Genomic DNA, 25,904 nt, shown 5'->3' on the forward strand with positions numbered 1-25,904 from the left:
CGGGCAAGGACGCTCTCACGATAAAAACACCTATCTCCTTCCCTTGGGCCAACACTCTTGAACACTCCCAGCACCTACTCCCCCGATCTCGCGGTCCCCGCCGACAAGCGTGTGTTCGGCGCGCGCGATCTGTTTTCCCTGTGGTTCTCCCTCGGCATCGGCCTGATGGTCCTGCAAACCGGTGCCCTGTTGGCTCCGGGCCTGGGCCTGTCCGGTTCGTTGCTGGCGATCTTCCTCGGCACCGTGGTCGGCGTGCTGCTGCTGGCCGCCGTTGGCGTGATCGGCAGCGACACCGGTCTTGCCTCCATGGCCGCGCTGAAGCTCAGCCTCGGCCAGTACGGCGCCAGCCTGCCGGCGCTGCTCAACCTGCTGCAACTGGTGGGTTGGGGCGCGTTCGAAATCATCGTCATGCGCGATGCGGCGAGCCTGTTGGGTGCCCGGGCGTTCAGCGAGGGCAGCCTGCTGGCCAACCCGTTGCTCTGGACCCTGGTGTTCGGTGCACTGGCGACCTTGCTGGCAGTCAGCGGCCCCTTGACCTTCGTGCGCAAGATCCTGCGCAAATGGGGCATCTGGCTGTTACTGGCGGCCTGCCTGTGGCTGACCTGGAACCTCTTCGCCAAGGCCGACCTGGCGGCACTGTGGGCGCAGGGCGGTGACGGCTCGATGCCGTTTGCCGTGGGTTTCGATATCGCCATTGCCATGCCGCTGTCCTGGCTGCCGCTGATCGCCGACTACTCGCGTTTCGGCAAGCGCGCGAAAAGCGTGTTCGGCGGTACGGCGCTGGGTTTCCTGATTGGCAACTTCTGGCTGATGAGCCTGGGCGTGGCCTACACCCTGGCGTTCGCCCCCAGCGGTGAAACCAATGCCTTGCTGCTGGCCCTGGCCGGTGCCGGTCTGGGTATCCCGCTGCTGCTGATCCTGCTCGACGAGTCGGAAAACGCTTTTGCCGATATCCACTCGGCGGCGGTTTCCAGCGGCATCCTGCTGCGCTTGAAGGTCGAACACCTGGCCCTGGCCATCGGCGTGCTCTGCACCCTGATCGCCTGCTTCGCCCCCCTGGCGCAGTACCAGAACTTCCTGTTGCTGATCGGTTCGGTGTTCGCGCCGCTGTTCGGCGTGGTGCTGGTGGATCACTTCATCCTGCGCGGTCGCAGCGCCGCGGGGGCGTCGTCGCTGTTGCGCTGGCCGGCACTGCTGGCCTGGTTGGGCGGCGTGTCGACCTACCACCTGTTGGCCAACTTCCATCCGGAGGTGGGCGCAACCCTGCCGTCACTGGTCGTGGCAGGGCTGCTGCAAGGGCTGCTCGGCCGTGCCTTCAGCGTCGGGCGGGGAACAGCTCGGGCTTGAGCACGCCGTTGAGGCGCTGGTAGGGAATGTTCATTTCGATCAGGCCCATGGCGTAGGGGGCGATGGTCGTCACGTTGTACTTGAGGATCACGCCGTCGCTGGCCAGGGTGACGTTCGGGGTTTTGCGGAAGGGCCAGGACGCAATGAAGTCCTGGTCCAGCCGGTTGCTGATCTGCCAGGAGTTATGGGCGACCTTGGCCAGCTTCCAGAATGCCTCTTCCTGGCCGGGCAGCAGCATGTCCTGCAAGCTCAGGGCCTTGTGATCCTGGCGCGACCAGGTGAGGAAACCGCGCCCTGGCATGCCATGTTCGACACCATCGTCCAGGTAGCTGGCGAGCTCGACGATCACCAAGCCGTCATGCTGCTCGCGTACCTTGGCCTCCAGGTAGCTGCTGTGGCCGCTTTCGGCGGTGGCGAGGAATTGTTCCCGATAGAGCTTGAGCGAGGCCGGCAGCGGCGCGTCGGGCGAGGTGCGGCCCATCTGCAGCAGCGCCCGCTCCACCGCGGCGTCCAGTTGCGGTTCGTCGGGGAAATGCACGGTATCGATGTTCACCAGCGGGCAGTCCGGAGCGTTGCAGCCCGGCTTGATCTGTTCGGAGGCATCGTTCTTGACGCTCAGCGGGGTCTTCAGGCTCGGCTGGAACAGGCTCTGGCAAGCGCCCAGGGTCAGGGCGATGAGCGTCAGCGCGGCGATTTTAAAAAACGACATGGGTGTCCTTCGTCAGCGAAAGAAAGGTCAAGTGATCGTGCTTCGACTGTCAGCGGCGTACTCGGTTCGCCACTAAGCTAATTAGAGTAGGTTTCAGGGGCGCCCGTCTATCCCGGCGAGGGGAAAGGGGCTGCATCATCACACTTCGGCGCGTTAGGATGGCGCGAAGTCGAGGGAGAGCCTCGCCGCTATCGCAATGGGGAACATGATGACGGACAGCACCAGGACCAGCCCGACCAAGGTCGAGGTCATCCAGCGGGAGAACTGCTTCAAGGGTTTCTACCGGCTCGATCGCCTGCACCTGCGCCATGAGTTGTTCGGTGGTGGCATGGGCAATACGATCAATCGCGAAGTCTTTGTCCGGCACGATGCGGTGTGTGTCCTGCCCTACGATGCACGGCGTGATGAAGTGCTGCTGCTGGAGCAGTTCCGCGTCGGTGCCATGGGCAAGGCCGAGAATCCCTGGATGATCGAGCTGGTCGCCGGTCTGATCGACAAGGACGAACAACCGGAAGAGGTTGCCCACCGCGAGGCACAGGAGGAAGCTGACCTGAATCTGACGGCCCTGTGGCCGATTTCCCGGTACTTTCCGTCGCCGGGTGGGAGCAACGAATTCGTCCATCTGTATCTGGGGCGCTGCAACACCGAAGGGGCTGGTGGCCTGTACGGGCTGCCGGAAGAAAATGAAGATATCCGCGCCACGGTCTGGGCTTTCGAAGATGCCCTGCAAGCCGTGCGCGATGGACGGATTGCCAACGCGGCGTCGATCATTGCCTTGCAATGGCTGGCGTTGAACCGCGCTGAAGTGAGGGGGTTATGGTCGTAAGTCTGTTGCGCGAACGTTATCGGGTTGACCTGGTGGGGCTGCAAGCGGCCTGCGAGGCCAACTATGCGCGCCTGATGCGGTTGCTGCCGCAGATGCGCGAGCAGCAGCGCGCGCGGCGCATTGCCATGACCCAGGGCGAGCAGATGCTCGGCGTGCTGGCCCTGGAGGTATTGCAGGACAACCCCTACACCACCACCGTGCTGGTACGCCAGGAACACAGCCTGCCGTGGTTGCCGGTGCCGCAGTTGCAGGTGCAGGTCTACCACGACGCGCGCATGGCCGAGGTGATCAGTGCCGAGCACGCCCGGCGTTTTCGCAGTGTCTATCCGTATCCGAATTCGGCCATGCACCAGCCGGACGAGAAAGCCCAGCTCAATGTGTTCCTCGGGGAATGGTTGAGTCACTGCCTGGCCTGTGGTCACGAATTCGAGGCGGTCCGCTAGGTTGTATCCGGTTAAATGTGAAGTGTGTCCGTTTCGCCCATTTCCTCTTTGCCGATTCCCCGACCATAATTGCCAGCGGCGCGCTTGCTTGACCTGCGCGTGCAAAACGACCCCTCAGCATTTTGCAGGAGAGCCTCTTGCCGAGCGAATCCACTCAGTCGACCCCCGCGGACGCCGTGTTGCTGGTGCAACTGTCCGACAGCCACCTGTTTGCCGAGGCGGACGGCACGCTGCTGGGCATGAATACCCGCGACAGCCTGCAACGGGTCATCGACTGCGTGCTGGCGGAACAGCCCGGAGTCGATCTGCTGCTGGCCACGGGGGACCTGTCCCAGGACGGCACGGTGGCGTCCTATCGGCAGTTCCGGGAGATGAGCGAGGTGATCGGCGCGCCGACGCGCTGGCTGCCCGGCAACCACGACGAGTTGCCGGAAATGGCCGAGGCCGCTCGCCACAGCGACCTGCTCGAACCGGTGGTGGATATCGGCAACTGGCGGATCATCCTGCTGGATTCCGCCGTACCGGGCTCGGTACCGGGCTATCTGCAGGACGAACAGCTGCAGTTGCTCGCGCAAGCGCTGAGCGAAGCGCCGCAGCGTCATCACCTGGTGTGCTTCCATCACCATCCGATTTCCATCGATTGTGCCTGGATGGAGCCCATCGGCTTGCGCAACCCGGAGGCACTGTTCGCCGTGCTCGACCGCTTTCCCCAGGTTCGCGCACTGCTCTGGGGGCATATCCACCAGGAACTGGACCGCGAGCGCAACGGCGTCCGCCTGCTGGCGTCGCCTTCTACCTGCGTGCAGTTCGCGCCGGGCAGCGAGGATTTCAAGGTCGACGACAAGGCGCCGGGTTATCGCTGGCTGCGCCTGCATTCGGACGGACGGCTGGAGACGGCGATTTCCCGGGTCCGCGGCTTCGATTTCGAGGTCGATTACGGCGGTACCGGCTACTGACCACTTCTTCTTAATAGGTAGGAAACGTCTCGGGGCGAGTCAGCGCGCCGGAGTCAGGCTAAACTGCGCGTCTTTGCCTGTGCGGTGCCCGGCTCCTGTGTGCGGGAGCCGGCCAACGGAGAACGATCACATGTCCGGCTCGATCCTGTATATCCACGGTTTCAACAGCTCGCCGCTGTCGAAGAAGGCCACTCAGTTGATCCAGCTGATGGAGCGCCTGGGCCTGGAAGCGCAGTTGCGGGTGCCGGCCTTGCATCATCATCCGCGCCAGGCGATGCCCCAGCTGGAGGCGGCGATTGCCGAACTCGGTCGTCCACTGCTGGTCGGCAGCTCGCTCGGCGGCTACTATGCGACGTGCCTGGCCGAGCGCCATGGCCTGAAGGCGTTGCTGGTCAACCCGGCGGTGGCGCCGCACCGGATGTTCGACGGCTACCTGGGCCCCCAGCAGAACCTCTACAGCGGTGAGACCTGGGACCTGACCCTCGATCACGTGACGGCCCTGGCTGAACTGGAAGTTCCGGCTCCCCAGGATCCGCAACGTTTCCAGGTCTGGTTGCAGACCGCCGACGAAACCCTGGATTATCGCGCCGCCCAGCAGTATTACCGGGCCTGTGCCTTGCGTATCCAGGCCGGCGGCGATCATAGTTTCCAGGGCTTTGCCGAACAATTGCCGGCCTTGCTCAGCTTTGCCGGCATCGCTGCCGATACATACCAGGCGATCGATTTCTCGCAGCTCTGATGCCCTGAGGCACGGAGCCTTGAGAATGACCCCTATTCATAGACGACTGACGACGAGACCCCATGGCCACTCCCAGCGCTAGCTCTTATAACGCAGACGCCATCGAAGTCCTCTCGGGCCTCGACCCGGTGCGCAAACGCCCGGGCATGTACACCGACACCAGTCGGCCGAACCACCTTGCCCAGGAAGTCATCGACAACAGTGTCGACGAAGCCTTGGCCGGGCATGCGAAATCGGTGCAGGTGATCCTGCACGCCGACCACTCCCTGGAAGTCTCCGACGACGGTCGCGGCATGCCGGTGGATATCCACCCGGAAGAGGGCGTGTCGGGCGTCGAGCTGATCCTCACCAAGCTCCACGCCGGCGGCAAGTTCTCCAACAAGAACTACCAGTTCTCCGGCGGCCTGCACGGCGTGGGGATCTCCGTGGTCAACGCCCTGTCGAACCAGGTGCGGGTCCGGGTCAAGCGCGACGGCAACGAATACCAGATGACCTTCGCCGATGGCTACAAGGCCACCGAGCTGGAAGTGGTCGGCACCGTCGGCAAGCGCAACACCGGCACCAGCGTGTACTTTGCGCCGGACCCGAAGTATTTCGATTCGCCGAAGTTCTCCGTCAGCCGCCTCAAACATGTGCTCAAGGCCAAGGCCGTGTTGTGCCCGGGGCTGCTGGTCAGCTTCGAGGACAAGGCCACCGGCGAGAAGGTCGAATGGCATTACGAAGACGGCCTGCGTTCCTACCTGGTAGATGCGGTCAGTGAATTCGAGCGCCTGCCGGACGAGCCGTTCTGCGGCAGCCTCGCTGGTAATAAAGAAGCAGTGGATTGGGCCTTGCTGTGGTTGCCGGAAGGCGGCGACAGCGTCCAGGAAAGCTACGTCAACCTGATCCCCACCGCCCAGGGCGGTACCCACGTCAACGGTCTGCGCCAGGGCCTGCTCGATGCCATGCGCGAGTTCTGCGAATTCCGCAGCCTGCTGCCGCGTGGCGTGAAGCTGGCGCCGGAAGATGTCTGGGAGCGGATTGCCTTTGTCCTGTCGATGAAGATGCAGGAACCGCAGTTCTCCGGCCAGACCAAGGAGCGTCTGTCATCTCGCGAAGCGGCTGCGTTCGTTTCCGGGGTGGTCAAGGACGCCTTCAGCCTGTGGCTCAACGCCAACCCCGAGTTGGGCATGCAACTGGCGGAGCTGGCGATCAACAACGCCGGCCGCCGTCTGAAGGCGAGCAAGAAGGTCGAGCGCAAGCGCATTACCCAAGGGCCGGCGCTGCCGGGCAAGCTGGCTGACTGCGCCGGGCAGGACCCGATGCGGGCCGAGCTGTTCCTGGTGGAAGGTGATTCCGCCGGCGGTTCGGCCAAGCAGGCGCGGGACAAGGAATTCCAGGCGATCCTGCCGTTGCGCGGGAAGATCCTCAATACCTGGGAAGTCGACGGCAGCGAAGTGCTCGCCAGCCAGGAAGTGCACAACATCGCCGTGGCCATCGGTGTCGATCCGGGCGCGGCGGACATCAGCCAGCTGCGCTACGGCAAGATCTGCATCCTCGCCGACGCCGACTCCGACGGCCTGCACATCGCGACCCTGCTCTGTGCCCTGTTCGTCCAGCATTTCCGTCCGCTGGTGGATGCCGGTCACGTCTATGTGGCGATGCCGCCGCTGTATCGCATCGACCTGGGCAAGGAAATCTACTACGCCCTCGACGAAGGCGAGCGTGACGGTATTCTCGATCGCCTGGTGGCCGAGAAGAAACGTGGCAAACCCCAGGTCACCCGATTCAAGGGCCTGGGTGAAATGAACCCGCCGCAACTGCGGGAAACCACCATGGACCCGAACACCCGGCGCCTGGTGCAGCTGACCCTGGACGATTTCGAAGCCACTTCGGAAATGATGGACATGCTGCTGGCGAAGAAGCGTGCCGGCGACCGCAAGACCTGGCTGGAATCCAAGGGCGACCTGGCCGAGGTCCTGACCTGATGCACGGCTGTCCCGGCGGCGAACCACGGCTGCCGGGCCCGTGCCTGTTGAACACCCCCGAATTCACCAGCGCGGCGCTACCCCTGCCGCGCCAGACAACGAACTGATGAGGCCCGCATGAGCGACTCCCTTGATCTCAGCCTGGATGGCGTAGAACGCCGGTCATTGGCTGACTTCACCGAACAGGCCTACCTCAACTACTCCATGTACGTGATCATGGACCGTGCGCTGCCGCATATCGGCGACGGCCTGAAGCCGGTACAGCGGCGTATCATCTACGCCATGAGTGAGCTGGGGCTGGATGCCGACGCCAAGCACAAGAAATCCGCGCGTACCGTCGGTGACGTGCTCGGCAAGTTCCACCCCCACGGCGACTCCGCCTGCTACGAAGCCATGGTGCTGATGGCCCAGCCGTTCAGTTACCGCTATACGCTGGTGGACGGCCAGGGTAACTGGGGGGCGCCGGACGATCCGAAGTCCTTCGCGGCCATGCGTTACACCGAGTCACGGCTGTCGCGTTACTCCGAAGTGCTGCTCAGCGAGCTGGGCCAGGGCACTGCGGACTGGGTGCCGAACTTTGACGGTACCCTCGACGAACCGGCGGTCTTGCCGGCGCGTTTGCCGAATATCCTGCTCAACGGCACCACCGGTATCGCCGTGGGCATGGCCACCGACGTGCCGCCGCACAACCTGCGGGAAGTGGCCAACGCCTGTGTGCACCTGCTCGATGAGCCCAATGCCAGCATCGAAGATCTGTGCAAGTTCATTCCGGGCCCGGATTATCCGACCGAAGCGGAAATCATCACCCCGCAAGCCGACCTGCTGAAAATCTATCAGACCGGGCGTGGCTCGGTGCGCATGCGTGCGGTCTATCGCATCGAAGACGGCGATATCGTCGTGCATGCCTTGCCGCACCAGGTCTCCGGGGCCAAGGTGCTGGAGCAGATCGCCGCGCAGATGCAGGCCAAGAAGTTGCCGATGGTCGCCGACCTGCGGGATGAATCCGACCACGAGCACCCGTGCCGGATCGTGATCATCCCGCGTTCCAACCGCATCGACCTCGACGAACTGATGCAGCATCTGTTCGCCACCACTGACCTGGAGTCCAGCTACCGGGTCAACATCAATATCATCGGCCTCGACGGCAAGCCGCAGTTGAAGAACCTGCGCACCTTGCTGGTGGAGTGGTTGTCGTTCCGGGTCAACACCGTGCGCCGGCGCCTGAAGTTCCGCCTGGACAAGGTCGAGAAGCGCCTGCACCTGTTGGACGGCTTGCTGATCGCCTACCTCAACCTGGATGAAGTGATTCATATCATCCGCACCGCCGAGCATCCGCGTGCCGAGTTGATCGCGCGTTTCGACCTCAGCGAGATCCAGGCCGACTACATCCTCGACACCCGTCTGCGTCAGTTGGCGCGTCTGGAAGAGATGAAGTTGCGCAACGAGCAGGATGAGCTGCTCAAGGAGCAGGCCAAGCTGCAAGCGCTGCTGGCCAGCGAAGCCAAGTTGAAGAAGCTGGTGCGTACCGAACTGGTGGCCGATGCGCAGACCTACGGCGATAACCGTCGCTCGCCGATTGTTGCCCGTAGCGAAGCCAAGGCCCTGTCGGAAAACGAACTGATGCCGACCGAGCCGGTCACGGTCGTTCTGTCGGAAAAAGGTTGGGTTCGCTGTGCAAAAGGCCATGATATCGACGCCACGGGCCTGTCCTACAAGGCCGGTGATGGCTTCAAGACCTCGGCGGCGGGGCGCTCCAATCAGTTTGCGGTGTTTATCGACTCCACCGGGCGCAGCTACTCGGTGGCGGCGCATACCTTGCCTTCGGCCCGTGGCCAGGGCGAGCCGCTGACCGGTCGGTTGACGCCGCCGCCGGGCGCCAGCTTCGAATGCGTGCTGCTGCCTGAAGACGAGGCCTTGTATGTCATCGCCTCCGACGCCGGGTATGGTTTCGTGGTCAAGGGTGAAGACCTGCAGGCCAAGAACAAGGCGGGCAAGACCCTGCTGAGCCTGCCCAACGGCTCCAAGGTGATGCCGCCCAAGCCGGTGGTCGACCGTGAGCAGAACTGGTTGGCGGCAGTGACCACCGAAGGCCGGCTGCTGATCTTCAAGGTCAGCGACCTGCCGCAACTGGGCAAGGGCAAGGGCAACAAGATCATCGGGATTCCCGGTGAGCGCGTGGCCAGCCGCGAGGAGTACGTCACTGACCTGGCGGTGATTCCGGACGGTGCGACCCTGGTGTTGCAGGCGGGCAAGCGCACCTTGTCGCTCAAGGCCGACGACCTGGAGCACTACAAGGGCGAGCGTGGCCGGCGTGGCAACAAACTGCCCCGGGGCTTCCAGCGGGTTGACGCCTTATTGGTAGAAGGTATCAGTTAAAGCGGTTTAGAGCGTTCGTTCAGCCTATCAGCAGGAAGATCGCTACCGCGGTACTGGAGTCACGGCGCATATTCACGGATGATATGCGCCACTTGCGGCACTCGCGTGGCGGCGTGCCCAAACGAATTTTTGGATCAGACTGTGGCAGGGCCTTGTGGCGGCCACCTGGATGGGATGATGACTGTTCTGCGCCTTCCTTTTATTCTGCTGCTGACCGGCCTGCTCGGCCTGGCCGGCTGCAGTGTGCACCAGCCGGTTTCCTTGTATCAGCTGGACAGTGGCACACCGGGCCAGCCTCAGCAAAGCGCGGGGATGTCGGTGGTGCTCGGGCCGATTTCCCTGGCCGATTACCTGCAACGCGAAACCCTGCTGCAGCGTCAGCCCGATGGCAGCCTGACTGCGGCGACCGACGGTCGCTGGGCCGGCAGCCTGTCGTCCGACATCAATCAGCTGCTGGTGCGTCAGTTGGCCTGGCGCCTGGACAGCCAGCGCGTGGTCCTGGCCCCGGCGATTGCCGGGAGTACGCCGGATGTGCAGGTATTGTTGTCGATTACCCGACTGGATTCCGGCACCCATCAACCGGCGATTCTCGACGCGCAGTGGCGTTTGCTCGATCGTCGTGGGCAGGTACGGGATAACCGCATCGTCCATCTGGAGCAGCAGCACACTGGTACGTCGGCGGCACAGGTCCAGGCCCAGGGCGAGCTGTTGCAGCGCCTCGCCGAGCAACTGAGCGTGGCGCTCAAGCCATTGGCCAATCAGGCGCCGCTGGTTGAAAACCGCAAGGCGGCGGCCCCGGCACCGGCCAAACAGGCCGAGCCGGAGAAGCCGAAGATCCCCATGGCTTCGCCGATTCGTACGGATATGGAAGTGTTTCGTTTCTGAGGCCAACGCCCAGTCAACAAAAAGCCCGCATCGAATGCGGGCTTTTTGTTGGGCCAAGGATGGCTGTACGTTCACCCTGAACCATCGTCATGCACGGTCTGCAGGAGCCTGGCTTGCTGGCGATGGCGGCCGATAAGGCGATGCAGGACTCACTGGCCTCATTGCCAGCAAGCCGGCTCCTACAGGAGGCGCGTTATCAGCTCTTGGCCCGGGTCTCGTGCATCCGTGCCAGCTGGCGTTCCAGCATCGACGGATACGGCTCCATCAAACGCTCCACGCAGCAAGCGCCCTCGGGGCTGGCAATCGGGCGAATACGCGCGCGCTGGCGGATCAGCGGGTCATCGCTGATGCGGCGTTCCACCAGTAGCAGGTTGCGGCTGTGTTGCGACAACGCCAGGGCGTCCTGGGCGGTTTCGGTCAGCAGCAGGTCGATCTGGCTCAGGCCGAACAACTCGTCGCCCAACGTAAGACCCAGCTGCAGTTGCAAGGTAATGCCGCTGTCGGCCACCTCGATCTGCAACTGATGGCCCAGGGCCCGGAGCAGCTCGCCACAACAGATGGCATTGGTCAGGTAGTCGTCACCGCTGTCTTCGGTGTGGAAAAGCATCAGGGTGCTGCCGTCGTTCAGCGTGTGCAGATCGCTCTCATACAGCGAGGCGGCCTGGTCCAGGCAGTCGCGGTAACGGTCCAGCAGTTCCGTCAGGCGCGCGCGTGGCAGGCGCCGCAACTGGTCCTGGGCACCCAACTGCACCGCTAGCACCGCACTGTGCTGTGGCTGGCTCGGCGCTACCGGCTGCGCCTTCACTGCCGCGCCGCTCGCGGGCCGTGGGCTTTCCCGCAGATCGGCGAACGGGTCTTCGTCGTCGTCCAGCTCGTCTTCCACGTTGCTGACGATATGCCGTGGAGCCGGCTTGGGCGTCGGGGCCGCGGCGCGCTCGTCGAAGCTCGGGTCGCGCAGGTTGCGGACCTGGAAGGCCGGCTCGGCGTCCTCTTCTTCCTCGGCGTAGTCATTCTCGTCGTAGTCGATCTCCGGCTCCGGTTCAGGCTCCGGTTTGACCGGGGCGAAGCGCGAATGCAGCTGGCGCGCCAGATCACCGATTTCGTCCTGGCGCTGGGTGGCCGGGGTATGTTCGTCCATGTCCCGCAGCCAGACCCGCAGTTGCAGTAACGGCGTGGAGATATGCCGACCCAGGCGCAGGCTCAAGGCCAGGGCCAGGGCCAGCAGGATCGCGCTGAGAATGCCCATGCTTTGCAGGCTGATGGTCATCGGTTGCTGGAATTGCGCCATGTCCAGGCTGATGCGCAGATGCCCGGCGGTCACGTCCTGGAAGGTGATCTTGGTCTGGTACAAGCCTTCGGCTTCACCCAGCAGGCCGTTTTTCGGGCGCTGGCCGGCTTCGGCGAGGATGCGGTTGTCGACGCTGTAGATCGCCGCGTGGGCCACCAGCGGGTTCTTCGTCAGGTTGTTCAGCAGCACGTTGAGGCTGAGGATGTCGTTGGACACCAGCAGTTCAGTGGCAGAGGTGGCCGTCTGGGTGGTCAGGCTCTGGCCGAGGGCATCGGCCTGCTGGTGCATGGCTTCCTTGAACTGCAATCCCATCACGCAGGCGTAGATCACCAGCGCCAGCGCGACGAGGATCACGTTGTGGCTGGCGATGCGCAAGGCGAGCGGTACACGACGGTGACGCAAGGCCCGGAAGATCAGCAGGAAGAAGTTATCGGTTTTGACTGGCGTGGGCCGGTTCACTGAGCGCGGCTCTTTTGTCCGTGAAGTTGACGCGCAGTATAGCGAGAGGCCCTAGACCGGCAAAGCGCTGGCTGTGCCCGATGGTCAGTGAAAGTGCGTAGAATGCGTTTTTTTTAACGAGCGGGGGTGCGCTTTGCGCGAAATCGTCCTGATCAGCATCACCGGAGAAGACCGTCCGGGTCTGACCGCAGCCATTCTTGGCGTGCTGGCACAAGGTGCTGTGAACATTCTCGATATCCGCCAGGCGGTTATCCACGGCAATCTGGCGTTCGGCATCCTGGTCGAATTTGCCGACGCCGCGCGGGCCGTGTCGGCGCACCTGGACATTGAGGCCAGCCTTCCCGGGAGCGCGCAGCGGGTGCACTTCAATCGGCTTTCCGAGGCCGAGCATCAGGACTGGCTGGCGACATCGGGCCGCCAGCGCCATGTCGCGACCCTGATGAGCCGCCAGGTCACGGCCGAGCAGTTGCAGCGGGTGACGGCGATCATGGCGCGCCACGGTCTGGAGGTCGAGCGTATTGACCGTCTGTCGGCGCAAACGTCAGAGGCGCCGTCGGCGCTGAGCAAGAGCTGCTTCGAACTCTCCGTGCACGGCGAACTGACCGATCCGCAGGCCTTGCGTCGCGAGTTCCTGAACGCGGCCCAGGAGCTGAATGCCGATATTGCCCTCCAGGAAGACTCGCTGTTGCGTTGCCACCGTCGCCTGGCGGTGTTTGACATGGACTCGACCCTGATCGAGGCTGAAGTGATCGACGAGTTGGCCAAGGCCGCCGGCGTCGGCGAACTGGTCTCGGCCATCACCGAGCGGGCCATGGCCGGCGAGCTGGATTTCCGCGCCAGTTTCAAGGAGCGCCTGGCGCTGCTCAAGGGCCTCGACGTCAGTGTGCTGGACGCCATCGGCGCCTCGCTGCGCCTGACCGAAGGTGCTGAGGTGCTGTTCGCCGAGTTGAAGCGCCTGGGCTACAAGACCGCGATCCTGTCGGGCGGCTTCACCTATTTCGCCAGGCAATTGCAGGCGAAGTTGGGCATCGATTATGTCTTCGCCAACGAGCTGGAAGTGGTGGATGGCAAATGCACGGGCGTGGCCATCGAGCCGATTGTCGATGCCCAGCGCAAGGCCGATCTGCTGCGTGAGCTGGCCGAGAAGGAAGGCCTGAGCCTGGAGCAGACCATTGCGGTCGGTGACGGCGCCAACGACCTGCCGATGCTGGCGATTGCCGGTTTGGGCGTGGCGTTCCGCGCCAAGCCGTTGGTCAGGCACTCGGCCAGGCAGGCGATTTCGACCTTGGGGTTGGATGGCGTGCTGTATCTGTTGGGTGTGCGAGATCAGGGCGGGCAGCGCTGAGTTTCAGCGTTTGTCAGATTGAATCGCCGGCAAGCCGGCGCCTAGAGGATTTTCCACAGTGAGCCGAAGTCGTCTTCGGCGACGCCAAGACCGCCGGCGCTTGGATCGGTCTTCGGCGTCACCGGCTGTTCGAGCAGCCGGTACTCGAACTGATTGAAGCTGCCGGTGCTGGCCAGACGCTTGTTCAGCCCGGCCCGGCGCTCTTCACCATTGCTGTTGATGATCACCTTGTGCCCTTCCTGGAACGGCAGGCGCGGCGCCAGCAGCGTGGCCGGCACGCCGATCGCGCTGATCTCCGGCAACAGCAGGGCCCGCAGGTATTGACTGTGGCCTTCGCCACCGCGCAACAGTTGCAGGCCGCACGGCTGGGCATGGGGCGCTACCAGCTCGATGCCCATCTGCGTGCCGCCGCTGCGCACCTGGCGTATCCAGCGCACCACGGCAACACTCCAGCCCTGGCTTGAAGGATCCTGGACCCCGACCATTTCCCCGGCCTGCAATTGCGCGGGCACTTCCTTGGGCCAGGCCAGGCAGTAACCGCCGGGGCTGTGGTTGATGATCTGCAGGCCGTGGGTCGGGAAGTCTTCGGCGCTGTTGAACGCGGCCTGGCTGCTGTCGGCATCACTGACGTGATACTGGATTTCCTCGTAAGGCAGCAGGGTGTCGGCGCTGCCGGCGCGCTGGGCGTCGAACGCGTGGTTCCAGGCATCCTTTTCCTCGCTGCTGGACAACTGCACGGTGAATTGCGCCGCCTTGCTGACCGCCGGGATCTTGAGGATATCGCTGAAGGAGCGCTGGCCGCCGAGGTAGAAGTGCAGGGCGCTCATGCCGACACACAGGGTCACGGTGCCTTGGCCCGGGGTGCGTTGGAAGGTTCGTTCAGCGGCTTCGCCCCAGGCGGCGCTGAGGTGTTGCAGTACGTCGAGGCTCAAGCCGCTGGGGACTTGCAGGCGCGACTGGCTGCGCAGGTCGGCGGGCAGTTCGAGGTAGCCCTTGATGGCTTCGACCAGGGGCAGGGTGTCGATGCCGATCAGGTTCGGCAGTTGTTCGACCGCGAACAGCGATGTGTAGCGTGGCGGTGCGTCGCTCCCGGGAGCGACGGCGAACAGGCTGGAAGCCTGCTCGGCGCTTTGCAGCCGGACCTGTGCACTCCAGGGTTCGAGCACTTCGGCCAGTCGGGCGATGTTGTTCTGGCGCATCTGGTTGCTGCGCGCGCACCCCAGCAGCAGGGCGACAATATAGGTGTTCTCGACGCTCAGCGGCAGCGGTTGGCTGGCTTGCTCGTCGAACACCGGGGTGTTCTGCACCTGATGGGCAAGGGCCACTTGATAGAGTTGGTGCACCTCGAACCAGAGGCCTTCCGGTACCGGACAATAGAGTTGGCTGGCGCGCACCAGAGGGCCGTTCAGGCAGTGCAGTGCCCGTTGGATGGCGGTGGTCAGCAGGGCCGAACGGTCCTTGCCAGCCTTTGAGGCCACGCGCATGGCGATCTGCTTGTAGCCGATGGCCAGGTGGTTTTGCAGGGCCTGGCAGAGGTTGGCGACTTTTCTCGGGCGCTCGTCGAGGACGATGGACTGGTTGAGAAAGTGTCGCTCCAGGTGCTTGCAGACGTAGTACACCTCGGGGCGCAGCAGTTCCAGCAGTTGCAGGCGGTTTTCGCTGGGGGTGAGCAACAGGTTGAGTTCGCCCAGTCCCTGATACAGCAGGCGAGCGGTTTCCCCGAGATTGGCTTTCGGCAGGCCGGCGATCCAGCGCTTGAGGTCGCGCGGTGTCGCATCGCAGAAAGACAGGCTCAACTGCGTAGGCGTCGGTGCGCGCAACAACAGATGGGGACTCGGATTGCTCATGTAGCGGTCCAGCTCCGGCAGCGAAACAACCTGGGCCCACTACAGGCCAGGATGATAAAAACGATGGCAAAATAATGCCATGACTCTAGCAGGGTTGCGGGACTGCTGCAGCCTTGCCGGTCCAATCCGACTGTGACCCGTTGTCCCGGCCCTGGTCTTTCGGGCTCGCGAAAACCGCTCGCGAGCTCGAAAGATCCGGTGTGCATCAGGCCTGGGCGGGAGCGCCGAGGCCTTGGCCCATGCGTACGGGCGAGCCCGCGACCAGTTCTTGTGCCCATTGTACCTGCTGTGGCCCAAACAGCACGATGGCCGTGGAGCCCAGTTTGAAACGGCCCAGCTCGGCGCCTTTTTCCAGATGAATGGGCTGGCGCGCGGCTTCGTCGTAGCGCACGGTTTTCAGCTCGCGCTTGGGCGGTGTGACCAGCCCGGCCCAGACGGTTTCGATCGAGGCGACGATCATCGCACCGACCAGGACCACGGCCATCGGTCCGCGCTCGGTATCGAACAGGCAGACGACGCGCTCGTTGCGGGCGAACAGCTCCGGTACGTTTTCCGCAGTGGTCTGGTTGACCGAGAAAATCCGCCCCGGCACATAGACCATTTCCCGCAGGGTACCGGCCAGGGGCATGTGCACCCGGTGGTAATCCTTGGGCGACAGATAGATGGTGGCGAAGTCGCCGCCCATGAACGGCGCGGCGGCGGTCGCGTCGCCACCGAGCAGTTCCAGTACGCTGTAGCTGTGACCCTTGGCCTGGAACACCCGGCCGTGTTCGATCGGGCCGAGCTGGCTGACCGCGCCGTCCGCCGGGCAGAGAATCGCCCCCGGGGTCTCATCCAGCGGCCGCGCGCCGTCTTTCAAGGCGCGGGTGAAGAAGGCATTGAAATGCTCGTAGGCGGTCAGGTCCTCGACCAGCGCCTGGGACATGTCCACCTGATAGCGCTTGGCGAACCAGGCGGTAAAGGCGTTCTTGAACCAGCGCACGCGGCATTCGGCGATGCAGCCGGCCAGGCGCGACAGCAGGTGATGGGGCAGCAGGTACTGGCTGAGGATGAACAAACGCTTTTTCATCAGGAATCCTTGGAAATTTCAAATCTCTACGGGGGTGTCGGGGTGGTTGCCCCATTCGCCCCAGGAGCCGGCATAACCTTTGACGCGCGGGTAACCGAGCGACTTGGCGACCAGGTAGGTAAAGCCAGAGCGATGGTGGGTCTGGCAGTGGGTGATCACTTCCTTGTCCGGGGTGATGCCCAGGTCGGTGAGGATCTGCGGCATGTCGCGGCGGATGCGCAACTGGCGCTCCTTGTCCATGCCGGCGGTCCATTCGAAATTCACCGCGCCGGGGATGTGTCCACCCTTGGCGGCGAGGACTTTCTCGCCGCTGTATTCCAGCGGGCCGCGGGCGTCCCAGATGGCCAGGTCGGCGGCGCCGAGGCGGCTTTGCAGGTAGTCGCGGGTCGCGGTGGGTTCGTCGTGCAGGGTCAGTTCCACTGGACCACCGACGTTAGCGGGGATCTCGCTGTCGACGGGCAGGCCTTCGCCCAACCAGGCGTGCAGGCCGCCATCGAGGTAGTGGTAACGGCTGTGGCCGATCACGTCCAGCAGCCAGATGAAGCGTCCGGCCCAGCCGCCGCCTTCGTCGTCATAGACCACGTAGACCGCGTCCGGGTTATGTCCCAGCTCGCCGAACAGCGCTTCGAGCAGTGCCTTGGGCGGCATCAGGCCGGGTGCCGGTGGCTGGCCCAGCTGGGTGCGCTTGGGATCGACGAAACGTGCGCCGGGAATATGCCCGCTGGCATAACGGGCGCTGCTGGTCAGGTCCACCAGGATCAGCTCGGGGGCGTCGAGGCGGGGCAGCAGGTCGCTGGGCTCGATCACCAACGGCAAGCCAGAGAAGTCAGGCATGTGAGGTCTCCAGGGCGCAAAAAAGGGAGGATTGTAACGCAGCGTCAGGCGCCACGGTTGGTAAAGGCATGCAGCGCCTTCTCGATGCACTGTGCGGTTTTACCGAAGGCCTGCACGGTCATTTCCGAGAAAGGCCCGCCACCCTGGTCGGCCACCACCAGCATCACCACCCGACCATTGTTGCTCAGGGAGCGCAGCAGCAGGTGTTCGCCGGGGAACTGCGCCCGCAGGTTGCCGGGGAGCAGGGCAGAGAACTGGGCATTGTTGGCCGGGGTCAGGCGAATCTGCGCCGGCTGGCTCAGCAGCCGTTGCAGCACCGGACTCGGGCTGACCTGCAACACCAGGCTGGCCGACTCCTTTGCCAGCCCGGCAATCTGGTGCACCCGCAGGGTGCTCTGGGTCCGGTCGGCCATCAGGATCATCACCCGGCGCAGTCCGCAGGTGCTCAGGGCATCGCGGGCGATGCCGGTCAGGTGCATGGCGTTGGTGAACCGGCTGGGTTCGGCGAGCAGTTCGGCGCAATGTTTGCGCCACAGTCCCAGGGCCTCGGGCGAAGGATCCACTGCCGGTAGCAGGCCGCTGTGGACGCGGCGCATGCTGCCGCGCCAGATCAAGGCTTCGGCCGGGTGCCAGAGGTCCGGCATGCTGTGCTGGTTGGCGCTTTGCGCTGCCTGCTGGTGCAGTTGCTGCTGCAAGTCGTCCATGGGTTGTTGCAGGTACAGGCTGGTCAGGTATTGCCAGCGCAGGTGGTGCGGGCTGTCCCAGGCCTGTTGTGCCGAGAGGGCCAGGCCGTTGGCCAGCAGTACCGTGTTGGAGGGTTGGTTCAGCCAGCGGCGCAGCTCCGGATCGGCGTCGAGCCGCTGTTGCTGGTGCAGGCGGTGCTCGCTGTCACGGGCGATGTGCAGCGCCCTGGCCAGGGGGCGCAATTCGCTCTTGAGTACCTGATAGCCCTGGGTGACCCAGTTCGGCAGGCGCCAGATATCGGCCAGGGCCTGGCACAGGTCGAGCAGGCGCACGCCGAACAGCTCCTGCTCGACGGCCGCGGCCGGCTCATTCTTGTGAATTACCCGCAGCTCCCAGTCTTCGAGCAGGTTGGGGTGGGTCAGGGCCAGCGGCCAGAGCGGCGAGAGAAACAACAGGCTGCCCCAATGGATGTCCTGCCAGAGCCGCGCCAGGCGCGCGGCGAACAAGCCGTTGGCCTGCTGGCTGGCGTGCTGGCTGATCAACTGGAGCTGCCGCAAGGCCACTGGAATCTCTTCCGGGGCCTTGGCCGGCAGGCGCGCCAGCAGTTCCTCGGTGCGCTTCAAGCCCAGGCGATTGATCGCCACTTCAAGGTTTTCCGCCGGCTCGGTCATGCTGCCATGGGTGTGCTGGTTGGCCTCGCAGATCACACTCAGCGCCAGGGCCGGGCTATCCTGCATGAGTTCGGCGATATCACGCAGCGAACTGCGGCTGTCGCGGATGGCGCGACAGACCCGGTCGTGACTGTCCTGGGGGACGGGCAAACGCACGGCTTGCAGCAGCTTGATCCAGCCCGGCAGCGTGTTGGGTTTTTGTGTGGAGACAGCCGTTTCGTTAGCCATATTCGAGCGCGATCATCATCACTGTTAACAGGCCCGTAAAGGGCTGGGCAGGCGCCGCGCAATCGACCGTGCAAGCTGGCACATGGCCGGTTTTCTGGCTTTTCGCCTGAACTGGCTATAGTCTGGCGCAGATTCGCCGATAAGGAGAAGAAGAGATTTATTAACTTCCGAATATGACCTTGAACCCGACTCAGTAAGTACTCTCTACCTATGGCTAAAATTATCGGCATCATTGTCGTATTCGCGAGCGTGCTCGGCGGGTACGTGCTTTCCCATGGCAAGATCGCCGCGCTGATTCAGCCCTTCGAGGTGATGATCATCGGCGGTGCGGCCTTCGGTGCGTTCCTGCAGGCCAACCCGGGCTACATGACGATGCACGTGGTCAAGAAGTCCTTGAGCATGTTCAGTTCGCGGTTTACCCATACCTTCTACCTCGAAGTCCTGGGGCTGATCTACGAGATCCTCAACAAGAGCCGCCGCGAAGGCATGATGGCGATTGAAGGCGATATCGAAGACGCCTCCGCCAGTCCGATCTTCGCCAAGTACCCGGCGGTGCTCAAGGACGAGCGCATGACGGCGTACATCTGCGACTACCTGCGGATCATGTCCTCCGGCAACATGGCCCCCCACGAACTCGAGGGGCTGTTCGACATGGAGCTGTTCTCCATGAAGGAAGAGCTCGAGCATCCGGCCCATGCCGTGACCGGCGTCGCCGATGCCATGCCCGGCTTCGGTATCGTCGCGGCGGTACTGGGGATCGTGGTGACCATGGCCTCCCTCGGTGAAGGCGACCAGAAAGCCATCGGCATGCACGTAGGTGCGGCGCTGGTGGGTACCTTCTTCGGTATTCTCGCCGCCTATGGTTTCTTCGGCCCATTGGCGACTTCCCTGACCCACGATGCCAAGGAAGAGCTGAACATCTACGAAGCCATCAAGGCCTCCCTGGTGGCCTCGGCCTCCGGCATGCCGCCGTCGCTGGCGGTGGAGTTCGGGCGCAAGGTCCTGTATCCGAAGCACCGTCCCAGCTTCGCCGAGCTGGAACAAGCGGTTCGCGGTCGCTGAGTCATGGAAAACAATCAGCCGATCATAATCAAGCGCGTCAAGCGCTTTGCCGCCGGGCATCACGGAGGCGCCTGGAAAATCGCCTTCGCCGACTTCGCGACGGCGATGATGGCGTTCTTCCTGGTGCTGTGGCTGCTGTCCACCGCGACCCCGGAACAGAAGATCGCCATCGCCGGCTATTTCAAGGACCCCATCGGCTTCTCCGAGAGTGGCACGCCCTACATCATCGACCTGGGTGGTTCGCCGGTGCTGGCACCGGACAAGACCCTGAGCCCCGAAGTCAAATCCCAGCCGCAACCGGACAAGGTCACGGTCGACACCGATCAGGTCGAGAGCATGGCCGAGCAGGTGGAGAAAGAGCGCCTGGAACTGCTGATGCAGGAGCTGCATAAAAAGGTCGACGAGAGTCCGGAACTGCAGAAGTTCAAGGACCAGATCAAGTTCGAGATCACCCCGGATGGCTTGCGCATCCAGATCATGGACGCGGAAAACCGGCCGATGTTCGACTCCGGCAGTGCGCGTCTGAAGCCTTACTTCGAAGACATCCTGCTGGCCATGGCCGACACCATCAAGGCGGTGCCGAACAAGATCAGCGTCAGCGGTCACACCGATGCCAAGCAGTACGCCGGCACCGGCGGCTTCAGCAACTGGGAGTTGTCGGCCAACCGCGCCAACGCGGCCCGACGGGCCCTGGTGGCCGGTAGTTATCCGGACACGCAAGTGGCGCGGGTGGTGGGTTACGCCTCGTCGTCGCTGTTCGACAAGACCGATCCGTTCAACCCGGTCAACCGTCGCATCGATATCGTGGTCTTGACCAAGAAGGCGCAGAAGGCCATCGAAGGCGAGCAGGGCTCGGATGACGCCCCGCCGGCCACGACCCCGACCGAGGGCCAGGGCGCACCGGGTGAAGTGCCGGCCGATCCGAACGCAGTGCCGGCGGACAAGCAACCGCTGCCCGCCCACGAGGTTCGGCAACGGTTGAACATCTTCGAGGACGGGGTGTTGAAGATGGATGAGCCGGGCAAGCCCAAGACAGGCTCATAAGCCAGACAACAAGGCCGCGATGATCGCGGCCTTGTTGTTTCTGTCGCCTCAGTAGCTGTCTTGCGGCAGGCTGGCGATGATCGAGCGGTAGCTGTTCATCCGTTGCTGCTGCACGCGACCGTCTTCCAGGGCCTTGAGCAGGGCGCAGCCGGGTTCGCGATCATGTTTGCAATCGCGGAAGCGGCAGGTGCCGATCAGGTCGTTGAACTCGATAAAGCCCGCTTCGACGTCGGCGCGGCTCACATGACCCAGGCCGAATTCGCGAATCCCCGGGGAGTCGATCAGTTCACCGCCACCCGGGAAGTGGAACAGCCGCGCGGTGGTGGTGGTGTGGGTGCCCTGGCCGGACAGCTCGGAGAGCGGGCCGACGCGGGTGTCCACCTCGGGCAGCAGGCTGTTGACCAGCGAGGACTTGCCGACCCCGGACTGACCGACGAACACGCTGATGCGCCCGTCCAACTGTTGCTGGAGCTGCTCCATGCCGTTGCCGTGATGGGCCGACACTTCCAGCAACGGATAACCCAACTGCCGATAGACCGCCAGCAACGCATTCAGCGCCGGGGCGTTCTGCTCGTCAATCAGGTCGAACTTGTTCAGCAGCAGCAACGGGCGGATACCCGCATGTTCGGCGGCGATCAGGTAACGGTCGATCAGATTGGCATGGGGCTCGGGCAGCGGCGCGAAGACAATCACGATCATGTCGACGTTGGCCGCTACCGGCTTGAGCTGGCCGCGGCTGTCCGGGCGCTTCAGTTCGGTGGTGCGCGGCAGTTGCGCGACAATCACCCCGATGCCCTGGTTGCCGGCACGCCAGACCACCTGGTCGCCGGTGACCAGCGCCGGCAGGTTGGCCCGCAGGTGGCAGCGGAACACCTGGCCCTTGAGCTCGCCTTCCAGTGCCTCGACTTCGACCTGCACCCCGAAGTGTGCGATCACCAGGCCCGTCTGCTCGGCCCCCAGGTCGCCACCTTCCAGTGCCTCGACGGCCTGGGATTCGCGTTTGGCGGCGCGTGCGGCGCGTTCGCCCTGGATCTTTTCGATGCGCCAGTTCTGGCGGCGGTTGAGCTGGCGTTTGGCCATGGGTGTTCCGTGTCGTTGAATCGGCGGGGAGGGTCAAGCGGTCGCGAGTTTAGCACGCCCGGCAAGCGCGGCCTGCGCTAAACTGTGCGGCTACGCCGAGGAGCCCACCCATGCAAAACCCACAGAACCTGATCTGGATCGACCTCGAGATGACCGGCCTGAACCCGGACACCGACGTCATCATCGAAATGGCGACTATCGTCACCGACAGCAATCTCAATACCCTGGCCGAAGGCCCGGTGATCGCGATCCATCACAGCGATGCAGTGCTTGCCGGCATGGACGAGTGGAACACCCGCCAGCATGGCGGTTCGGGCCTGACCCAGCGCGTGCGCGACAGCCGTATCGACATGGCCGAAGCCGAGGCGCAGACCATCGCCTTCCTGGAGCAATGGGTGCCCAAGGGCAAGTCGCCGATCTGCGGCAACAGCATCTGCCAGGATCGGCGCTTTCTCGCGCGTCATATGAAGGCCCTGGAAAACTATTTCCACTACCGCAACCTGGACGTGTCCACCTTGAAAGAGTTGGCCGCACGCTGGGCGCCGGAAGTGCGTGACAGCTTCCAGAAGGGCAGTACGCACCTGGCGCTGGACGATATTCGCGAGTCGATTGCCGAGTTGCAGCACTACCGCAAGCACTTCATCAAGTTCTGAGTCGCACCGGTGATTAGCGCGCTGCGCCCTTTTGGGGCGCGGCGCAAATCAGTAGACTGCGGGCCTTTACCTGCCCGGATCGCCATCATGTTGCTGATGCTCTACCTCGTCGCCATTACCGCTGAAGCCATGACCGGCGCCCTGTCGGCCGGACGTCGCGGCATGGACTGGTTCGGCGTGGTGCTGATCGCCTGCGTCACCGCCCTGGGCGGCGGGTCGGTGCGCGACGTGTTGCTGGGGCATTACCCGCTGACCTGGGTCAAACACCCGGAATACCTGGTGCTGACCTCGGTCGCTGCCCTGGTGACGGTGTTTATCGCGCCGTTGATGCGCCATTTGCGCTCACTGTTCCTGGTGCTCGATGCCCTGGGCCTGGTGGCCTTTACCCTGATCGGCTGCATGACCGCCCTGGAAATGGGGCAAGGCATGATGGTGGCTTCGGTCAGTGGGGTGATCACCGGGGTGTTTGGTGGGGTGTTGCGGGATATTTTCTGCAACGATATTCCCCTGGTCTTCCGTCGTGAACTCTATGCCAGCGTCTCGTTTGCCGCCGCCTGGTGTTTCCTGGGCTGTACCTATTGGCAGTTGCCCAGCGAACAGGCGATCTTGATCACGCTGTCCGGCGGTTTCCTGCTTCGCTTATTGGCCATTCGCTTTCACTGGGAAATGCCGAAGTTTGTTTATAATGACCAGGCCTGACAGGGGGCCTATATATCTATTGTTTGATCCCTTATTGTTGATCTGTTTCGCTGGCATTGGATCAATAAATTCCGTTTTTCTTTAGAAAAGGACTGCGCGTAGCCTTGTGACTCATCAGGAGTAATAAGGATATTGCGATGCTTGAGTCTTTTCCCCCTGGCAGCCTCTCTTCGCGCCCCCTTGTGCAGGGCGGGAAGCTACTGTTCGACCATGGCTCGAATCACTATGAAGTCTCGGGTGGTGCCTTAAGCAAAGACAGCCTGATCTATCTGGATGCGGTTCGGCGCACGTTGGATAAATATGAGGTTTCTTTACCGGGCCTTTATCTGAAGGATAGGGAAATCTACGCGGCCCTGGGCGAAAAGGCCTATGTCGTGGGTCGAATTTATACGCAAGGAGCGAATGAAAAACGCATTATTTATCCCTGCTTTCGAGAGGGTTTTGTATTCGACTTCATGAAGGAAATACCGGACTTTTCTCTCTGGAAGGCAATGAGTGAAGAGTCCAGGGCGGAGTATACAGAACTTAAGTCGACGTTGATAAAGGCGCCCGCTGCCGAGGAACACCGGGTCAACTTTGTGCTGACCCAGGATTTCACGACCCAGGTCAGTCTGGAGGGCGGGGATTTCAGGAGGAAAAAAGAAGAACTTGGGTTTCTGAATGGACTGCTTTCTCTTTATCAGGTGGGCGTCGCACAGGCAAGGATAAGGGCACTGCGAGGGGTGCTCCTGACGAGTGCCGTGGTGTCCGCGACGAAAAACAGTCGACGCAAACGAGCCGTCGGGTATTCGTTGAATCTCCTGGTGGGTGATGACGTTGCCGATATCAGGCTCTATCAGCTTATCGCTTCACAAAGTGTTACCGATCGTGCGTCCATGCAGTTGCTTTCCACCTACTACAGGCGATGGAAAGGGCGTATCAAGACACGGAAAAACTTTATTGATTTTTTGTCAGCCATCAATCTTCGCTCAATTCCCCTTGAACACTTTACCGGGCTTCACCAATTAATTGCATTGAGAGAGCATAGCCTGGCCCAAACGCTTCTTTCTCTACCTAACGTAAACTCGGCTGAATGGCGGCGGGTGTTGCTCAGTGTCCACGAGGAGTTTACGACAGTTAGAGGAAGAATCCTGGCGGGTGTACTCAGTCCTGGCAGTCGCCCTTATTTAACCTGGGACGCGGCTTATACCCTGAGCAATAGCCGCCTGCTGATAGGCTATGCTTCTTCCGCCGCAGAGGGCGTACCTTTTGATGGGGTTGTCAACGTTATAGGGCATGGCGTCGATATAGAGAGCCGTGTGCTCGGGGGCGCAGAAAAGGTAGCGAATTGGCTATACAGCAATTTACTCGTGACCTATGCCGAGGCTGGGCTTAAAAAATTGAAGGTTGTCAACTTTCAGTCTTGTCATATCTCTCAAAGTCTGGCCACCCATATCACGCTTCTTCTTCTGGAGAAGGCGCTGCCTCATTTTGAAACGGACAAGATTCCCAATGTACTTGTCGTCAGCAGTCCCACCGCGTCTCTTGTATTAACCGCCGAGCCACCACTCGGGCGTCTGTCGAGCCGCTGGCAAGCGCAATATCTGGTTTTTCCGGGCCATGTTCTCAGGGCATTCAGGTATCTCATCAATACCTACCCTAATATTCAGTTGGCGGTCAAAGAGCATTTTGAATGGCCTGGCCATGATCCCGATTTGAGTAACCCGTCATTCGTTGAGTACTTGAGGAGTACCAATGTTCTCAAAGTGAGTCGGATATCTCCAATCGCCAGTTCTGATCTGGAAACCGTATCGCTCAGGTATTTAAGGGGAGTTTTAGCAGAGTATTTTAATGTTCGGCAGCGCGGTGTTGATGAATATACCCGGCTCATCAGCGAACATTTTCCCGAAAGCGTTGACGCGATTCGCTCATTGGTCACGGTCGCCTCTATAGCGGAGGGGGCACAGTTATTGCCTGTTGGTGAAGTCAACACAATCAGAAAAGTAGTGGCTTTTCTGGCGAGCCTGAAACAGGCCCGGGCGCGACTTGATTTCGTGGGCGGCTATCATCTGTATACGAACACGAAACTAAAATTTCTGATTGATCCTTATGATCCTGTTGGTCCGTTAAAGATAAGGAGTTTTACGGATGTGATTTTCAGGCTGTGTGGTAGCCCGGTACCTAGCAACGAGACAAATTACCAGCTTGCTTACAAGAAGATGTTTCTACTCGATAAGCAGGATTATTTCGAGATGACCAACATCAATATCGATGCGGCCGCTCGTGAGTTTTTCAAGAATATACCCCATGTAGAGTTCACTCCGGCGGTGTTCCATTCTTTTCAAGAGGCGAGCCCTCGGTCGAACACTATAGTGGTGGACACGGCCCTGCGACAGAGCCTTGTGGGCAGTGAACAGTTCGGCGTGTCGACGCGAGACCTGCGAGCGGTATTCGAGTCGGGCGAGGAAACCAGGATTCTTCCCGCCATCGATCAGCTGGAAAACAGCCTGAAACGAAAGAAGGCGTTGCTGCAGGACTCGACGTCCTTGAGAAGCCTGCAAGAGACCCAGGAAAACCTGGGTCGCGCGAAAACCGCCATCGAGAAAAAGCAGCTGTCCCCCGTCGTCCTGAAAACCACCGCGCGCGTGGCGGCTGGCTCCAGCCGATTGCTCGGGGCCTTCGGAGTCTTTGTAGACTTCCGCACCCAGCCCTTC

The 25,904-nt window shown here is 62.3% G+C and carries 20 protein-coding genes and 1 pseudogene; 14 read left to right on the top strand and 7 right to left on the bottom strand.

All coding sequences use genetic code 11. The annotated features are described in order from the left end of the window. Positions 1 to 57: 57 nt before the first annotated feature. Positions 58 to 1,347, top strand: a complete 1,290-nt coding sequence (cytX, locus tag CWE01_RS32555) for a putative hydroxymethylpyrimidine transporter CytX (protein WP_100944664.1) — start codon at positions 58 to 60, stop codon at positions 1,345 to 1,347. On the opposite strand, the gene CWE01_RS32560 is transcribed toward cytX, so the two are convergent. Next, entirely contained in the window at positions 1,316 to 2,056 is a 741-nt protein-coding gene (locus CWE01_RS32560) for an RsiV family protein (RefSeq protein ID WP_100944665.1), read from the bottom strand. The two genes, cytX and CWE01_RS32560, sit on opposite strands and share 32 nt — an antisense overlap. Positions 2,057 to 2,264: 208 nt before the next feature. Here CWE01_RS32560 and CWE01_RS32565 point away from each other — a divergent pair, with 208 nt between their 5' ends. The 7 genes from CWE01_RS32565 (at position 2,265) to CWE01_RS32595 (ending at position 10,248) form a co-directional block, all read left to right on the top strand. Next, positions 2,265 to 2,882, top strand: a complete 618-nt coding sequence (locus CWE01_RS32565) for an NUDIX domain-containing protein (RefSeq protein WP_100944683.1) — start codon at positions 2,265 to 2,267, stop codon at positions 2,880 to 2,882. Continuing rightward, positions 2,873 to 3,325 carry a DUF1249 domain-containing protein gene (locus CWE01_RS32570; RefSeq protein ID WP_100944666.1) on the top strand — a complete coding sequence of 151 codons (453 nt, stop codon included), beginning with the start codon at positions 2,873 to 2,875 and terminating at the stop codon, positions 3,323 to 3,325. The genes CWE01_RS32565 and CWE01_RS32570 overlap by 10 nt, the downstream gene beginning before the upstream one ends. A 137-nt stretch (positions 3,326 to 3,462) precedes the next feature. Then, a complete protein-coding gene (cpdA, locus tag CWE01_RS32575) occupies positions 3,463 to 4,281 on the top strand; it encodes a 3',5'-cyclic-AMP phosphodiesterase (protein ID WP_100944667.1) in 819 nt (272 codons plus the stop codon). 130 nt (positions 4,282 to 4,411) lie between these two features. Beyond that, entirely contained in the window at positions 4,412 to 5,020 is a 609-nt protein-coding gene (locus CWE01_RS32580; RefSeq protein WP_100944668.1) for a YqiA/YcfP family alpha/beta fold hydrolase, read from the top strand. 62 nt (positions 5,021 to 5,082) lie between these two features. Beyond that, positions 5,083 to 6,987, top strand: a complete 1,905-nt coding sequence (gene parE / locus CWE01_RS32585; RefSeq protein ID WP_100944669.1) for a DNA topoisomerase IV subunit B — start codon at positions 5,083 to 5,085, stop codon at positions 6,985 to 6,987. Between the two features lie 117 nt (positions 6,988 to 7,104). Next, the gene (gene parC, locus CWE01_RS32590; protein ID WP_100944670.1) at positions 7,105 to 9,363 is read left to right on the top strand and encodes a DNA topoisomerase IV subunit A; all 2,259 of its coding nucleotides are present in this window, start codon (positions 7,105 to 7,107) and stop codon (positions 9,361 to 9,363) included. Positions 9,364 to 9,537: 174 nt separating this feature from the next. Then, positions 9,538 to 10,248: a membrane integrity-associated transporter subunit PqiC gene (locus tag CWE01_RS32595; RefSeq protein ID WP_100944671.1), complete on the top strand. Its 711-nt coding sequence runs from the start codon at positions 9,538 to 9,540 to the stop codon at positions 10,246 to 10,248. A 196-nt stretch (positions 10,249 to 10,444) separates the two neighbouring features. On the opposite strand, the gene CWE01_RS32600 is transcribed toward CWE01_RS32595, so the two are convergent. Next, positions 10,445 to 11,995, bottom strand: coding sequence for an AhpA/YtjB family protein (locus tag CWE01_RS32600; protein ID WP_100944672.1), 1,551 nt, complete (start codon positions 11,993 to 11,995; stop codon positions 10,445 to 10,447). A 133-nt stretch (positions 11,996 to 12,128) separates the two neighbouring features. On the opposite strand from CWE01_RS32600, the gene serB reads away from it, so the two are divergent. Then, positions 12,129 to 13,340: a phosphoserine phosphatase SerB gene (gene serB, locus CWE01_RS32605; protein ID WP_100944673.1), complete on the top strand. Its 1,212-nt coding sequence runs from the start codon at positions 12,129 to 12,131 to the stop codon at positions 13,338 to 13,340. 41 nt (positions 13,341 to 13,381) lie between these two features. On the opposite strand, the gene CWE01_RS32610 is transcribed toward serB, so the two are convergent. The 4 genes from CWE01_RS32610 to CWE01_RS32625 form a co-directional block, all read right to left on the bottom strand. After that, the gene (locus tag CWE01_RS32610; protein ID WP_100944674.1) at positions 13,382 to 15,187 is read right to left on the bottom strand and encodes a molecular chaperone; all 1,806 of its coding nucleotides are present in this window, start codon (positions 15,185 to 15,187) and stop codon (positions 13,382 to 13,384) included. Between the two features lie 205 nt (positions 15,188 to 15,392). Further along, positions 15,393 to 16,256: an archaetidylserine decarboxylase gene (gene asd, locus CWE01_RS32615; protein WP_100944675.1), complete on the bottom strand. Its 864-nt coding sequence runs from the start codon at positions 16,254 to 16,256 to the stop codon at positions 15,393 to 15,395. Between the two features lie 18 nt (positions 16,257 to 16,274). Then, positions 16,275 to 17,090 carry a thiosulfate sulfurtransferase gene (rhdA, locus tag CWE01_RS32620; RefSeq protein ID WP_100944676.1) on the bottom strand — a complete coding sequence of 272 codons (816 nt, stop codon included), beginning with the start codon at positions 17,088 to 17,090 and terminating at the stop codon, positions 16,275 to 16,277. Positions 17,091 to 17,134: 44 nt separating this feature from the next. Next, a complete protein-coding gene (locus tag CWE01_RS32625) occupies positions 17,135 to 18,673 on the bottom strand; it encodes an HDOD domain-containing protein (protein WP_100944677.1) in 1,539 nt (512 codons plus the stop codon). Positions 18,674 to 18,883: 210 nt separating this feature from the next. Between CWE01_RS32625 and motA the strand changes: the two genes are divergently transcribed. Both motA and motB read left to right on the top strand, forming a co-directional pair. Next, a complete protein-coding gene (gene motA / locus CWE01_RS32630) occupies positions 18,884 to 19,735 on the top strand; it encodes a flagellar motor stator protein MotA (RefSeq protein ID WP_100944678.1) in 852 nt (283 codons plus the stop codon). 3 nt (positions 19,736 to 19,738) lie between these two features. Then, positions 19,739 to 20,779 carry a flagellar motor protein MotB gene (gene motB / locus CWE01_RS32635; RefSeq protein ID WP_100944679.1) on the top strand — a complete coding sequence of 347 codons (1,041 nt, stop codon included), beginning with the start codon at positions 19,739 to 19,741 and terminating at the stop codon, positions 20,777 to 20,779. A 48-nt stretch (positions 20,780 to 20,827) separates the two neighbouring features. On the opposite strand, the gene rsgA is transcribed toward motB, so the two are convergent. After that, positions 20,828 to 21,859, bottom strand: coding sequence for a small ribosomal subunit biogenesis GTPase RsgA (gene rsgA / locus CWE01_RS32640; protein WP_100944680.1), 1,032 nt, complete (start codon positions 21,857 to 21,859; stop codon positions 20,828 to 20,830). Positions 21,860 to 21,969: 110 nt separating this feature from the next. Between rsgA and orn the strand changes: the two genes are divergently transcribed. The 3 genes and pseudogenes from orn to CWE01_RS32655 all read left to right on the top strand — a co-directional run. After that, positions 21,970 to 22,512, top strand: a complete 543-nt coding sequence (orn, locus tag CWE01_RS32645; RefSeq protein ID WP_100944681.1) for an oligoribonuclease — start codon at positions 21,970 to 21,972, stop codon at positions 22,510 to 22,512. An 84-nt stretch (positions 22,513 to 22,596) separates the two neighbouring features. Then, positions 22,597 to 23,211, top strand: a complete 615-nt coding sequence (locus tag CWE01_RS32650) for a trimeric intracellular cation channel family protein (RefSeq protein WP_177101505.1) — start codon at positions 22,597 to 22,599, stop codon at positions 23,209 to 23,211. Between the two features lie 137 nt (positions 23,212 to 23,348). After that, positions 23,349 to 25,904, top strand: a pseudogene (locus tag CWE01_RS32655) (hypothetical protein); the annotation flags it as partial.

The sequence above is a fragment of the Pseudomonas sp. QS1027 genome, assembly GCF_002814235.1.
In the GTDB taxonomy this organism is placed as follows: domain Bacteria; phylum Pseudomonadota; class Gammaproteobacteria; order Pseudomonadales; family Pseudomonadaceae; genus Aquipseudomonas.